Raw genomic sequence first — 13,692 nt, 5'->3', positions numbered from 1 at the left:
CGGAAGGGCGGCCCCGGCTGGGGCCGCCCTTCCGCTGTTTCGCGCCTGCTTCGTCCTACTTCTTCCTGCCGCGCTTCTCGCGGACCCGCACCGAGATGTGGATCGGCGTCCCCTCGAAGCCGAACTCCTCGCGCAGGCGGCGCTCGATGAAGCGCCGGTAGCCCGCCTCGATGAAGCCGGAGGCGAAGAACACGAACCGCGGCGGCTTGGTGCCCGCCTGCGTGCCGAACAGGATGCGCGGCTGCTTGCCGCCCCGGATCGGGTGGGGGTGAGCGGCGACCAGCTCACCGAGGAACGCGTTCAGCCTGCCGGTCGGGACCCGGGTCTCCCAGCCCGCCAGGGCCGTCTCGATCGCCGGGACCAGTTTCTCCATGTGGCGGCCGGTGCGCGCCGAGACGTTGACCCGCGGGGCCCACGCCACCTGGCCGAGCTCGGTCTCGATCTCCCGCTCCAGGTAGTAGCGGCGCTCCTCGTCGAGGGTGTCCCACTTGTTGAAGGCGAGGACGACCGCACGGCCCGCCTCGACGGCCATGGTGACGATCCGCTGGTCCTGCACCGAGATGGACTCGGAGGCGTCGATCAGGATGACGGCGACCTCCGCCTTCTCGACAGCGGCGGCGGTGCGCAGCGAGGCGTAGTAGTCGGCGCCCTGCTGGAGGTGGACGCGCTTGCGGATGCCCGCCGTGTCGACGAACTTCCAGGTGACGCCGCCGAGTTCGATCAGCTCGTCGACCGGGTCCCGGGTGGTGCCCGCCAGCTCGTTGACGACGACGCGCTCCTCGCCCGCCACCTTGTTCAGCAGCGAGGACTTGCCCACGTTCGGGCGGCCGATCAGGGCGATGCGGCGCGGTCCGCCGATGCCGCCCCCGCCGAACGTCTCGCGCGGCGCCTCCGGCAGCACCTCCAGGACCTGGTCGAGCATGTCGCCGGTGCCCCGGCCGTGCAGCGCCGAGACCGGGTACGGCTCCCCCAGGCCCAGGGACCACAGAAAGGCCGCGTCGGCCTCGCCGCTCGGGCCGTCCACCTTGTTGGCGCACAGCACGACCGGCTTGCCGGCCTTGCGCAGCAGCCGTACGACGGCCTCGTCGGTGTCGGTGGCGCCGACCTTGGCGTCGACGACGAAGACGACGGCGTCGGCCGCGTCGATGGCGTACTCGGCCTGGGCGGCGACGGAGGCGTCGATGCCGAGGACGTCCTGCTCCCAGCCGCCGGTGTCGACGACCTTGAAGCGGCGGCCCGCCCACTCGGCCTCGTAGGTCACACGGTCGCGGGTGACACCGGGCTTGTCCTCGACGACGGCCTCGCGGCGGCCGATGATGCGGTTCACCAGGGTCGACTTGCCGACATTGGGGCGGCCGATCACGGCGAGGACGGGCAGCGGGCCGTGCCCGGCCGCCTCGATCGCGCCCTCGACGTCCTCGAGGTCGAAGCCCTCCTCCGCGGCGAGCTCCATGAACTCCGCGTACTCGGCGTCGCCGAGCGCCCCGTGGTCGTGCTCGGGCGCGCCTTCGTAGGCGTCCGAGCCGTCGGGCTGGGTGTGGTCGTTCATGAAGTCCGTACCTCGTCGTTCATCGTGGTGGTCGGTGGAGTACCCGCTGTCCTGCGGCTGATCCACTACTCAGTGTTGCCTAGCGCCCGGTGAGGCGCCTGGCGTTTTCCAGGTGGGCGGCGAGCTGCTTCTGGATGCGCCCGGTCGCCTCGTCCAGCGCCTTGCGCGTACGCCGCCCGCTGCCGTCGCCCGCCGCGAAGGGCTCCCCGAAGACGACGTCGACGCGGGACCGCAGCGGAGGCAGCGCCTTTATCAACCGTCCCCGCCGGTCGGAACTTCCCAGCACGGCGACCGGCACGATCGGGGCACCGCTGCGCACCGCGAAGTACGCGAGCCCGGCCCGCAGCGAGGCGAAGTCGCCCTCGCCCCGGGTGCCCTCCGGGAAGATGCCGAGCACGCCGCCGTTCTGCAGCACGCCGAGCGCCCGGGTGATCGCCGTGCGGTCGGTGGTGTCGCGGTCCACCTTCAGCTGGCCGATGCCGGTCAGGAACGGGTCGAGCGGGCCGATGAACGCCTCCTTCTTGATCAGGAAGTGCGTCGGCCGGGGCGCCACGCCCATGACCATCGGGCCGTCGATGTTGTGGGAGTGGTTGACGGCGAAGATCACCGGGCCGGTCGTGGGCACCCGCCAGGCCCCGAGCACGCGCGGCTTCCACAGCCCGTACATCAGGCCGACGCCGATGCGCCGCCCGACGTCGGCGGCCCGCGGAGAAGGCAGCTGGTCGGTCACTTCCCGGCCCGCTTCTCCTCGACGAGGGTGACGACGCACTCGATGACCTGGGCCAGCGTGAGCTCGGTGGTGTCCACCTCGACCGCGTCGTCCGCCTTGGCGAGCGGCGAGGTCTTGCGGCTGGAGTCGGCCGCGTCGCGCTTGATCAGGGCCTCCCGGGTGGAGTGCACGTCGGCGCCCTTCAGCTCACCGCTGCGGCGGGCGGCACGCGCCTCCGGGGAGGCGGTGAGGAAGATCTTCAGGTGGGCGTCCGGCAGCACGGTCGTGCCGATGTCGCGGCCCTCGACCACGATGCCGTTCGCCGCGGAGGCCGCGATCGAGCGCTGGAGCTCGGTGATCCGGGCGCGCACCTCGGGCACCGCGCTGACGGCGCTGACCTTGGAGGAGACCTCCTGGGTGCGGATCGGCCCGGCCACGTCGACGCCGTCGACGGAGATGGCGGGGGCCTGCGGGTCGGTGCCGGAGACGATCTCCGGCTTGCCGGCCGCGGCGGCGATCGCGGCGGGGTCGTCGATGTCGATGCCGTTGTTCACCATCCACCAGGTGATCGCCCGGTACTGGGCGCCGGTGTCCAGGTAGCTCAGCCCGAGCTGTGCCGCCACGGCCTTCGAGGTGCTCGACTTGCCCGTGCCGGCGGGGCCGTCGATGGCGACAATCACTGGCGTGGCGCTTTCCACTGTGGGGACCTTCCTGAACCGGGCTGGCGGGGGTGAAGGGCGCGAGGGCCCCGCACAAGGTTACTGGGTGCGGGTCACTCGTCCGGCCGCGCGTCGGTCAGCCACGTCCAGCATGCCCTACTGCCGGATCGCCCAGCCCCGCTCCCGCAGCGCGGCACTCAGTACGGCTGCCGCCTTCGGCTCCACCATCAGCTGCACCAGGCCGGCCTGCTGCCCGGTCGCGTGCTCGATGCGCACGTCCTCGATGTTGACGCCGGCCCTGCCCGCGTCCGCGAAGATCCGGGCCAGCTGTCCGGGCTGGTCGTCGATGAGCACGGCCACGGTCTCGTAGACCCGCGGAGCGGATCCGTGCTTGCCGGGGACCCTGACCTGCCCGGCGTTGCCGCGCCGCAGGACGTCCTCGATGCCGGTGGTGCCGTCACGGCGCTTGTCCTCGTCGGAGGACTGCAGGGCGCGCAGGGCCCGCACGGTCTCCTCCAGGTCGGCGGCGACGTCCCCGAGCAGGTCGGCGACCGGCCCGGGGTTCGCGGAGAGGATGTCGATCCACATCCCCGGATCGGAGGCGGCGATCCGCGTCACGTCCCGGATGCCCTGTCCGCACAGACGTACGGCGGCCTCCTCGGCGTGCTCCAGGCGCGCGGCGACCAGGCTGGAGACCAGGTGGGGCATGTGGGAGACGAGGGCGACGGCACGGTCGTGGGCGTCGGCGTCCATCACGACCGGCACGGCACGGCAGTGCGAGACCAGCTCCAGGGCGAGGTTCAGCACCTCGGTGTCGGTGTCCCGGGTCGGGGTGAGCACCCAGGGGCGGCCCTCGAAGAGATCGCCGGTGGCGGCCAGCGGGCCGGACTTCTCCCGGCCCGACATGGGGTGTGTGCCCAGGTACGCCGTCAGGTCGAGGCCCCGGGCCTCCAGTTCGCGGCGCGGCCCGCCCTTGACGCTGGCGACGTCGAGGTAGCCGCGTGCCACACCGCGGCGCATGGCGTCGGCGAGCACGTCGGCCACATGGGCGGGCGGGGCGGCGACGATCGCGACGTCGACGGGCCCGTCCGGCGCCTCGTCCGTGCCTGCGCCCAGTGCGGCGGCCGTATGGGCCTGCTCCGGGTCGTGGTCGGCGAGGTGCACGGTGACGCCCCGCTGGGACAGGGCGAGGGCGGCGGACGTGCCGATGAGACCGGTACCGATGACGAGTGCGGTCCTCACTGGGCGATGTCCTTGCGCAGGGCGCCCGCGGCGCCGAGGTAGACGTGCGCGATGTCGGCACGGGGCTTGTCGGACTCGATGTGCGCGAGGACGCGGACGACGCGCGGCATGGCGCCCTCGATGTCCAGTTCCTGGGCGCAGATCAGCGGGACGTCGACGATGCCGAGCTTGCGGGCGGCTGCCGCAGGGAAATCGCTGTGCAGGTCGGGCGTGGCCGTGAACCAGATGCTGATCAGGTCGTCGGCGGTGAGGCCGTTGCGCTCCAGGATGGCCGCGAGCAGGGCTCCGACCTGCTCGTCCATGTGCCCGGCCTCGTCCCGTTCGAGTTGGACGGCGCCCCGGACCGCTCGTACCGCCACGGCGATGCTCCTTGCTGACGTGCGTGTCGCTCTGTGTCGCTCTGTGTGTCAAGCCTAGTCAGCCCGCGCGGCCGGGGTGCGCGGTGCCCATTCGATGAGACGCCGGACTTGCCATTCTTTGGGTATTTTCGATGCGAAGATACAGAGAATTCCGATTTACCCCTTTTTGGCGCCTTCGGAGTGACGACATGACCTACGAGACCACACGTCGCACGGTCCTCCTCGCGACGGGCTCGACGGGCGCGGTGGCGCTCGTCGCGGCCTGCGGCGGGGGCGGCGACGGCAACGGCTCCACGTCGACGAGCTCACCGACCGGGCAGAAGACGACGAGCGCCCCGGCCGGTAAGGAACTGACCTCCACCGACGAGATCCCCGTCGGCGGCGGCAAGATCTTCGAGAAGGAGAAAGTCGTGGTGACCCAGCCCGACCAGGGCCGGTTCAAGGCCTTCTCCGCGATCTGCACCCACATGGGCTGCACGGTGACGACCGTCTCCGACGGCACCATCAACTGCCCCTGTCACGGCAGCAAGTACCACGTCGCCGACGGCTCGGTGGCCCACGGCCCGGCGACGCGGCCGCTGCCCGCCGAGCAGATCACCGTGGAGGGAAACTCGGTTCGTCTGACGTGAGGGTGGAGCGCTCCTGTCCCGGCGGGTGCACGAGACGGTCGCGAACAGTTGCCCTCACGCGTCCCAGAGAGCGCCGAGGGTCAGCAGGTCGCTCCGGTACTCGATCCGGTCGGCCCACTCGCCCGGCCAGGCCTCCGCGCCCAGATGCGCGCCGGCGAAGGCACCGGCCAGGCAGGCGATGGAGTCCGAGTCGCCGGCGGTGCAGGCGGCGCGGCGCAGGGCCGTGAGCGGCTCGTCGGGGAAGAGCAGGAAGCACAGCAGCCCGGTCGCCAGGGCCTCCTCGGCGATCCAGCCGTCGCCGGTGGCCAGGCACGGGTCGTCGTCGGGCGAGACCGTACCGACGGCGTGCTGGAGCCGGTCGAGGATCGCCAGGCACTCGTCCCAGCCGCGCGCGATGAACTGCTCGGGGCTCGGGTCCTGGGCCCGGCGCCACAGGTCGCCGAGCCAGCGCTCGTGGTAGTGGCTGCGGTTCTCCAGGGCGTACGAGCGGAGCAGACCGATCAGGCCGGCCGGCTCGGCGCCCTGCGCGAGCAGCCGTACGGCGTGCGCGGTGAGGTCGGACGCGGCGAGCGCGGTGGGGTGGCCGTGGGTGAGGGCGGACTGCAACTGGGCGGCGCCCGCGCGCTGTTCGTCGCTCAGGCCGGGGACCAGGCCCAGGGGCGCGACCCGCATGTTGGCGCCGCAGCCCTTGGAGTGGATCTGACTGGCGTCCTGCCAGGGGCGGTCCGCATGCTCCAGCAGGGCGCAGGCCCGCAGACACGTGTTGCCGGGAGCGCGGTTGTTCTCCGGAGAGCGGTTCCAGGCGATGAACTCCTGCCGTACGGCGTCGGCCATCCCCCCGGGCTCCAGCACACCCCGGTCCATCGCCGTCCTGATGCCCCGCCCGAGCGCCAGCGTCATCTGCGTGTCGTCGGTGACGAGCGCCGGCTCGGGCAGGTCCAGCCGCCGCCACGGACCGAACCTGGCGACGATCCGCGGCACGTCGCTGAACTCGGTCGGATACCCCAACGCGTCCCCCAGGGCGAGGCCGGTGAGCGCTCCGGTGGCGGCTTGCTTATAGACGAGCGTGGTCATGTCAGAAGTCCTTCCGTCCCCGCGCCCTGAAGGACACGGGGAACTCACGGCGCTCGGGGTGTCCCCTAAGCCTAGAGATCGACTTCCTGCATCAGCATGCCCACCTCCGTGTTGGACAGCCGCCGCAGCCAGCCGGACTTCTGGTCGCCGAGGGTGATCGGGCCGAAGGCGGTGCGCACCAGCTTGTCGACCGGGAAACCGGCCTCCGCGAGCATCCGGCGCACGATGTGCTTGCGGCCCTCGTGGAGGGTGACCTCGACGAGGTAGTTCTTGCCGGTCTGCTGGACGACCCGGAAGTGGTCCGCGCGCGCGTAGCCGTCCTCCAGCTGGATGCCGTCCTTGAGCTGCTTGCCCAGGTCGCGCGGGATCGGGCCCACGATGTGCGCGAGGTAGGTCTTCTTCACGCCGTACTTGGGGTGGGTCAGCCTGTGGGCCAGCTCGCCGTGGTTGGTGAGCAGGATGACACCCTCGGTCTCGGTGTCGAGCCGGCCGACGTGGAAGAGCCGGGTCTCGCGGTTGGTGACGTAGTCACCGAGGCACTGCCGGCCCTCCGGGTCCTCCATGGTGGAGACGACCCCGGCGGGCTTGTTCAGGGCGAAGAACTGGTAGGCCTGCGTGGCGACGGTCAGCCCGTCGACCTTGATCTCGTCCTTCTCCGGGTCGACCCGCCGCCCCTGCTCCAGCACGATCTCGCCGTTGATCTCGACCCGGGCCTGCTCGATCAGCTCCTCGCAGGCACGCCGGGAGCCGAAGCCCGCGCGGGCGAGGACCTTCTGGATCCGCTCGCCCTCCTGCTCGGCGCCCGGGAAGGTCTTGGGCAGCTTGACGTCCTTCTTCCCGGCGTACCGGTCGCGGTTGCGCTCCTCGATCTGCGCCTCGTACTCGCGGGGGCGCGCCGGGGCCGTACGCCCGCGCTGCTGGGCCTGCTTGGGCCCGCCCTTGGCGCCGCCGCGCGCCGCACCGCCGCGCCCGGACTTGGGTCCCTCCTTCGTCGCTCCGGGGCCCACGTCGTAGCGGCGCTCCTCGGGGCGGGGCTTGCGGGGGCGGCCCTGCCCCTGCTTCTGGTCCCTGTCGTTACCGGCGCCGCGGTGGTTACCGCGTCCGCCGCTCTTGCCGCTGCCGCTGCTTCGCATCAAAGTTCCGTCTGGTCGTCTTCGTCGTCGGTACCCGGGGTGACCGGGCGGCCCGGCACGTCGTCATCAGGCGCGTCCGGGTCGAACGACGGTACGCCTTCCTGGGTCTCGGCCTCGATCGCCTCCGCCTCCGGGAGGAAGGGCGCGAGTTCCGGGAGCTCGTCCAGACCGCGCAGGCCCATCCGCTCCAGAAAGTAGTTCGTCGTCGTGTACAGGATCGCACCTGTTTCGGGTTCCGTGCCCGCCTCCTCGATCAGACCGCGCTGGAGGAGGGTGCGCATGACGCCGTCGCAGTTGACTCCGCGTACGGCGGAGACCCGGCTGCGGCTGACCGGCTGCCGGTAGGCGACGACGGCCAGGGTCTCCAGGGCGGCCTGGGTGAGGCGGGCCTGCTGGCCGTCCAGCACGAAACGCTCGACGGCCGGGGCGTACTCGGCGCGGGTGTAGAACCGCCAGCCGCCCGCCACGAACCGCAGTTCGAAACCGCGGCCCTGGACGGTGTACTCGTCGGCCAGCTCGCGCAGGGCGTCCGCGATCTGGCGCTTGGGCCGCTCCAGTATCTTCGCGAGGTGCTCCTCGGTCGCCGGCTCGTCCACGACCATCAGGACGGCCTCCAGAGCGGGCTTGAGGTCGAGGCCGGCGACGGCACGCAGCCCGGCCGGGACCTCGGTGGCTTCCTGGCTCATGCCTTCTTCTCCTCCTTCGGCGGCTCGGGCGGCCGGTCGAACTCGTCGGTGACGGTCGGTGTCTCGTCCCCGTCCCCGCCGGTCCACCGCACGAGCAGCTCGCCGAGCGCGGTCTCCTGCTCCAGCGCGACGGCCTTCTCCCGGTACAGCTCCAGCAGCGCCAGGAACCGGGCCACGACGGTCAGTGTGTCGTCGGTGTCCGCCACGAGCTCCCGGAAGCCGGCCTCGCCGAGCTCCCGGAGCCGGGCGACGACGATCGCGGCCTGCTCCTGCACGCTGACCAGCGGGGCGTGGATGTGGTCGACGTACACCTGCGGCTTGGGCTTGGGCTGCATCGCCTTCACGGCGAGCTTGGCGAACCCCTCCGCGCCGATGCTGATGACCACCTCGGGCAGCAGCTCGGCATGGTGGGCTTCGAGGCCGACGGTACGCGGATAGCGCCGGGCCTCGTCGTCGAGCCGCCCGCTGAAGATGTCGGCGATCTGCTTGTACGCGCGGTACTGGAGCAGCCGGGCGAACAGCAGGTCCCGGGCTTCGAGCAGCGCGAGGTCGGCCTCGTCCTCCACCTCGGCGGCGGGCAGCAGCCGTGCCGCCTTCAGATCGAGCAGCGTGGCCGCGACGACGAGGAACTCGGTCGTCTCGTCCAGGTCCCAGTCCGGGCCCATCGCCCGGATGTACGCCATGAACTCGTCGGTCACCTTCGACAGCGCGACCTCGGTGACGTCCAGCTTGTGCCGGGAGATCAGCTGGAGCAGCAGATCGAAGGGCCCCTCGAAGTTGGCGAGCCGGACCTTGAAGACCCCGTCGTCGTCGGCACCGTCGGCCGGCGGCTGGGCGGCGCTCCCCACCCCGGGGGCCGACCCGGCCTCGGCCGGGGCCCGTGGAGGAACAGCCTGGGCGCCGGCACCGGCCGCTGGGGCATAAGCAAGCACCTCGTGCCGGGACCCGGTCTCGCCGGGCTCGGCGACCGTAGAGGCGGTCTCAGCCGCAGCCACCGGCCCCGGCGCCGGATGCTCACGCCCCGTCGCCGGATGACCGGCCTCGGGCCCGGGCCCGGACACGTCGCCCGCCTCCGGGGAAACGCCCTCACGGCCCTCCCCGGCCGCCGTCCCCGGCTCGGCAGGGACCCGCCGCTCCACAAGGTCCGGCGACTCCTCGACAGCCAACCCGGGCGTCACGCCCGACTCGCCGGTACCCGCAAGCACCTCACCGGGCTCGACCGCGTCCACGTCCACCGGCTCGACCGGCGGAGCCATCGGCCCCCGGCCCAGCGCACGCCGACGCCCGGACGGGCCGCTGGGCGGTGGTGGGGAGGCGTTCGAGGTCATGGCCCCCGCAGGCTACCGCTACCGCCCGCGCAGCCGTCGTACGAGGATGCTGGCGTCCCCGCGGGTCTCCAGGTCGGCGAGGACCACGGCGACCGCCTCGCGGACGATACGGCCTCGGTCGACGGCCAGGCCGTGCTCGCCGCGGAGCACGAGACGGGCGTGCTCCAGGTCCATGAGCTCCTCGGCCGACACGTAGACCGTGATCTTCTCGTCGTGCCGCTCACGGCCGCTGGGACGGCGTGCGGCGGCCCGCCCGCGCTTGCGGGGTGCCGCCGCGGCGGCACCGGCCGCGCCCGCGGCAGAACCTTCCTGCGCCGCCTGCCGACGGGCGGAGCCGGAGCGGCTGCGGGACTCCCCGGCCCCGGCCGGCTCCGCGTCCGCCGCGACATGCTCCGCGCCCTCGCCGTCACCGCCCTGCGCGGGCACCGACTGCGGTGCGTCCTCCGCGGCCGTGGCCGCTGCCGCCACCGCGTCGCCCTCCCCCGCCGGAGCGGGCACCCGGGCGTCGCCGTTGGCCTGACGCCTGGGCTGGGACGACTGAAGCCCCATCCCCCCTGTGGTACGGAAGAGTTCGTCGGCCCCCGGCAGACTCACTCGGCGTGACACCGGGCGAGCACCTCCCTGGCGAGCTGGCGGTAGGCGGCGGCACCGACGGAGTTGGAGGCGTACGTGGTGATCGGCTCACCGGCGACCGTGGTCTCCGGGAAGCGGACCGTGCGCCCGATGACCGTGTGGTAGACGTGATCGTCGAACGCCTCGACGACACGCGCGAGCACCTCACGGCTGTGCACCGTGCGCGAGTCGTACATCGTGGCGAGGATCCCGTCGAGCTCCAGGTCGGGGTTGAGCCGCTCCTGGACCTTCTCGATGGTCTCCGTCAGCAGGGCCACACCACGGAGGGCGAAGAACTCGCACTCCAGCGGCACGATCACCTTGTGCGCGGCCGTCAGGGCGTTGACCGTGAGCAGGCCGAGCGAGGGCTGGCAGTCGATGACGATGAAGTCGTAGTCGTCCAGCAGCGGCTTCAGGGCGCGCTGCAGGGTCGACTCGCGGGCGACCTCGGAGACGAGCTGGACCTCGGCCGCCGACAGGTCGATGTTGCTGGGCAGCAGGTCCATGTTGGGGACCGCCGTCTTCAGCAGCACCTCGTCGGCCGCCATCCCCCGCTCCATGAGCAGGTTGTAGACGGTGAGGTCGAGTTCCATCGGGTTGACGCCGAGTCCGACCGACAGCGCGCCCTGCGGGTCGAAGTCCACGAGCAGGACCCGGCGTCCGTACTCCGCGAGCGCGGCACCCAGGTTGATGGTCGACGTGGTCTTGCCGACGCCGCCCTTCTGGTTGCACATCGCGATGATCTTCGCGGGTCCGTGGTCGGTCAGCGGGCCCGGGATCGGGAAGTACGGCAGCGGGCGCCCGGTCGGGCCGATGCGCTCCCGGCGCTGTCTGGCCGCGTCGGGCGCGAGAGTGGCCGCGTACTCGGGGTCGGGCTCGTACTCCGCGTCGGGGTCGTAGAAGTGCCCCTCGGGCAGTTCGTCGTAGTCGGCGAAGTGGTTGTGGGGCGCGCCACTTCCGTCGCCGGCCATGGCGTTCACGTGATGGCCATCCATCTTCTGGTGTGCTGTGTGAGTCGCCTGCTGACTCTGGTGGGCTGCGAAGGTGCGCACAGCGACGGAGCCGACAGCAGCGAACCCCGCGGGACCCTGGTCCCGTGCAGGCATTCCTGGTTGACCACCCCCGGGAGTAAATGTCGACTCATTCACAAGTCGTCTTACCTCCTTGGTGACCAGGAAACTTCTAGACAGGTCAGCGTGGCACCATGCCGACGGTTGGCGACTCTATGGCGTGTCGGGCGTCCGCAGCAACACAATCCGCCGGACCCGGCCCGATGTGTCGGCAATGAAACATCCCGCTGTCAAGGGCGTACGGCCGTCGCACGGCAGGTTTCACCGGTGTGCGAATCGGTTGAAGGGTTACGTTCGAGGCGAGTTGCCCGAGAATCGCGAAGTGACCATACACACATCCGGCCGGACCTTGTCGGGCAAGGTCCGGCCGGGTGCGCGCCGTTGACGACCTGTGTTGACGTATCGCCTTTACGTGTTGGTGACTTGGTCGACTCTGCGGCCCGCGGGGCTCAGCCGAGCAGCGAGGACAGCTCGACGTGCTCCACGTCATGCGCCTCGGCGACCTCCTTGTAAACGACCTTGCCGTCATGGGTGTTGAGCCCCTTGGCGAGCGCCGGGTCGCGGCGCAGCGCCTCCGCCCAGCCGTGGTCGGCGAGTTCCACGATGTAGGGCAGCGTGGCGTTGGTCAGCGCGTAGGTGGAGGTGTTCGGCACCGCGCCGGGCATGTTGGCGACGCAGTAGAAGACCGAGTTGTGGACCCGGAAGGTCGGCTCGGCGTGGGTGGTCGGGCGGGAGTCCTCGAAGCAGCCGCCCTGGTCGATCGCGATGTCGACAAGGACACTTCCGGGCTTCATCCGCGAGACGAGCTCGTTGGTGACCAGCTTCGGGGCCTTGGCGCCGGGGACCAGCACCGCGCCGATGACGAGGTCGGCCTCCAGGCAGGCCTTCTCCAGCTCCAGGGCGTTGGAGACGACGGTCTGGATCTTCGTGCCGAAGACCTTGTCGGCCTCGCGGAGCTTGTTGACGTCCTTGTCGAGCAGGGTCACGTGGAAGCCCAGGCCGATGGCGATCTGCGCCGCCTGCCAGCCGGAGACGCCGCCGCCGATGACGACGGCCCGCCCGGCCAGGACGCCGGGGACGCCGCCGGGCAGCACGCCGCGGCCGCCGTTGGCCCGCATCAGGTGGTAGGCGCCGACCTGCGGGGCCAGCCGGCCCGCGACCTCGGACATCGGGGCGAGCAGCGGCAGCGCGCGGCCGGGCAGCTCGACCGTCTCGTAGGCGATCGCCGTGGTGCCGGACTCCAGCAGGGCGTCCGTGCACTCCTTGGAGGCGGCCAGGTGCAGGTAGGTGAAGAGCGTCTGGTCCTTGCGGAGGCGGTGGTACTCCTCGGCGATGGGCTCCTTGACCTTCAGCAGCAGGTCGGCGGAGGCCCAGACCTCGTCGGCGGTGTCCAGGATCCGCGCGCCGGCGGCGACGTACTCCTCGTCCGTGATCGAGGAGCCGACGCCGGCGCCGCGCTCGATGACGACCTGGTGGCCATGACGCACCAGCTCGTGCACGCCGGCGGGGGTGATGGCCACCCGGAACTCGTTGTTCTTGACCTCGCGGGGGATGCCGACCTTCACGTCGATCACGGTCCTTGACTCAGAGGGTATGGGCGCATTACTAGACATACCCGGGCGCGCACGGGCACACCGGGAGAGACCGCAGGAGAACGTGCGGCAGAGCCAGTCTAATGAAGGTGTTCCCGCTGTCTAGCCTTTCATTACATCAATCTTCAGCGGATGTGCCACGGATTTCGCAGGCGTGAGGCTCCGGTTTCCGGTGTGAGTCGCCGTCGGAGGCCGTCACGGGCTCCTCGTCGTCCTCCTCGTACTCCCCGAGAATCCGCTCGGCGGCGCCCTGGTGCAGCCGGGCCGACGCGGGGTCGCCGAGGTGCTCGAGGGTGTCGGCGACCCGCAGATGCAGCGCCGCCTGCAACCGCGTGTCCCCGGCCCGCCGCGCCCATTCCACGGCCTCCCGGCAGGTGCGCAGCGACTCCTCGGGCCGGCCCGCGTACCCCTGGACCCGCGCCAACTCGCTCAGCGCCCGCGCCTGGGCGGCCAGGTCACCGTTCTTGCGGTGCCCGGCGATCGCCGCGCGCCAGTTCCGCAGGGCCTCGCCGTAGCGGCCGGCGCAGGTGTGCGCGGCGGCGATCCGCCCGTACAGCCGGGCGGCCTCGGCGCGCTCGTCCCGGGCGAGCCGCTCGACCAGGGCCCGGCCGAACCAGTCGGCGGCCCGGTCGAAGTCACCGAGCTCCAGGTGCGCACCGCCTACGGATTCCATCGCGCGGCCGGTCGCATACGGATCGTTCACCTCGCGTCCGGCGTCCAGCGCGGCCCGGTAGCNNCAGGTCGAGGAGCTTCTGGCGGGCCTGGGGGCTGTCGGTCTCGGTGATCGCCCTGCAGGCCTGGAGCAGCCGTACCGTCCGCTCCAGCATGCGGGCGCGGGCCAGCTGGAGCTCGGCCGGGCGCTCCTGGCGCTCGGCGAGGAGCCGGAGCCGGTCGTGCAGACAGCCCGGCACCTCGTACTGCGGCAGCGGCGAGTCCACCGCGTGCAGGAAACCGAGGGCGACGAAGTCGTCGAGGGTGCTGCGGGCGCTGTCGACCGAGCAGCCGACGAGCGCGGAGGCGGTCTGCGGGTCGACCAGTCCGGCCGGGGCG

13 protein-coding genes and 1 pseudogene are annotated in these 13,692 nt (G+C 71.6%); 1 reads left to right on the top strand and 13 read right to left on the bottom strand.

Annotated features, from left to right (window positions below; genetic code table 11):
* Window positions 1-55 precede the first annotated feature (55 nt).
* The 5 genes from der to aroH form a co-directional block, all read right to left on the bottom strand.
* The gene (der, locus tag CCL05_RS05705) at window positions 56-1,549 is read right to left on the bottom strand and encodes a ribosome biogenesis GTPase Der (RefSeq protein WP_086559394.1); all 1,494 of its coding nucleotides are present in this window, start codon (window positions 1,547-1,549) and stop codon (window positions 56-58) included.
* A 79-nt stretch (window positions 1,550-1,628) separates the two neighbouring features.
* Window positions 1,629-2,279, bottom strand: coding sequence for a lysophospholipid acyltransferase family protein (locus CCL05_RS05700; protein ID WP_086559373.1), 651 nt, complete (start codon window positions 2,277-2,279; stop codon window positions 1,629-1,631).
* The gene (cmk, locus tag CCL05_RS05695) at window positions 2,276-2,938 is read right to left on the bottom strand and encodes a (d)CMP kinase (RefSeq protein WP_425275892.1); all 663 of its coding nucleotides are present in this window, start codon (window positions 2,936-2,938) and stop codon (window positions 2,276-2,278) included. The genes CCL05_RS05700 and cmk overlap by 4 nt, the downstream gene beginning before the upstream one ends.
* A gap of 135 nt (window positions 2,939-3,073) precedes the next feature.
* Window positions 3,074-4,159 carry a prephenate dehydrogenase gene (locus CCL05_RS05690; protein WP_086559371.1) on the bottom strand — a complete coding sequence of 362 codons (1,086 nt, stop codon included), beginning with the start codon at window positions 4,157-4,159 and terminating at the stop codon, window positions 3,074-3,076.
* Entirely contained in the window at window positions 4,156-4,518 is a 363-nt protein-coding gene (gene aroH / locus CCL05_RS05685; RefSeq protein ID WP_086559370.1) for a chorismate mutase, read from the bottom strand. Before aroH ends, CCL05_RS05690 begins: the two co-directional genes overlap by 4 nt.
* Window positions 4,519-4,706: 188 nt before the next feature.
* Here aroH and CCL05_RS05680 point away from each other — a divergent pair, with 188 nt between their 5' ends.
* Window positions 4,707-5,147: a Rieske (2Fe-2S) protein gene (locus CCL05_RS05680; RefSeq protein WP_086559369.1), complete on the top strand. Its 441-nt coding sequence runs from the start codon at window positions 4,707-4,709 to the stop codon at window positions 5,145-5,147.
* 54 nt (window positions 5,148-5,201) lie between these two features.
* Here the strand turns inward: CCL05_RS05680 and CCL05_RS05675 are convergent, their stop codons facing one another.
* From CCL05_RS05675 to CCL05_RS05640, 8 genes and pseudogenes are all read right to left on the bottom strand, one after another.
* Window positions 5,202-6,221, bottom strand: a complete 1,020-nt coding sequence (locus tag CCL05_RS05675; protein WP_086559368.1) for an ADP-ribosylglycohydrolase family protein — start codon at window positions 6,219-6,221, stop codon at window positions 5,202-5,204.
* A 71-nt stretch (window positions 6,222-6,292) separates the two neighbouring features.
* Window positions 6,293-7,354, bottom strand: a complete 1,062-nt coding sequence (locus tag CCL05_RS05670) for a pseudouridine synthase (protein WP_086559367.1) — start codon at window positions 7,352-7,354, stop codon at window positions 6,293-6,295.
* A complete protein-coding gene (gene scpB, locus CCL05_RS05665; RefSeq protein WP_086559366.1) occupies window positions 7,354-8,040 on the bottom strand; it encodes an SMC-Scp complex subunit ScpB in 687 nt (228 codons plus the stop codon). Before scpB ends, CCL05_RS05670 begins: the two co-directional genes overlap by 1 nt.
* Window positions 8,037-9,296, bottom strand: coding sequence for a segregation and condensation protein A (locus tag CCL05_RS05660; protein ID WP_425275893.1), 1,260 nt, complete (start codon window positions 9,294-9,296; stop codon window positions 8,037-8,039). The genes scpB and CCL05_RS05660 overlap by 4 nt, the downstream gene beginning before the upstream one ends.
* 90 nt (window positions 9,297-9,386) lie before the next feature.
* Complete coding sequence (locus CCL05_RS05655) at window positions 9,387-9,974, bottom strand: hypothetical protein (protein WP_086559364.1); 588 nt, start codon at window positions 9,972-9,974, stop codon at window positions 9,387-9,389.
* Complete coding sequence (locus CCL05_RS05650) at window positions 9,959-11,086, bottom strand: ParA family protein (protein ID WP_086559363.1); 1,128 nt, start codon at window positions 11,084-11,086, stop codon at window positions 9,959-9,961. Before CCL05_RS05650 ends, CCL05_RS05655 begins: the two co-directional genes overlap by 16 nt.
* 413 nt (window positions 11,087-11,499) lie before the next feature.
* The gene (gene ald, locus CCL05_RS05645) at window positions 11,500-12,624 is read right to left on the bottom strand and encodes an alanine dehydrogenase (protein ID WP_086559362.1); all 1,125 of its coding nucleotides are present in this window, start codon (window positions 12,622-12,624) and stop codon (window positions 11,500-11,502) included.
* 136 nt (window positions 12,625-12,760) lie between these two features.
* Window positions 12,761-13,692, bottom strand: a pseudogene (locus tag CCL05_RS05640) (hypothetical protein); the annotation flags it as partial.

Source organism: Streptomyces africanus (assembly GCF_002150735.1).
Lineage (GTDB): Bacteria > Actinomycetota > Actinomycetes > Streptomycetales > Streptomycetaceae > Streptomyces > Streptomyces africanus.
Note: the sequence above shows the minus strand (reverse complement) of the source record. Positions and strands in the feature narration are given on the sequence as shown.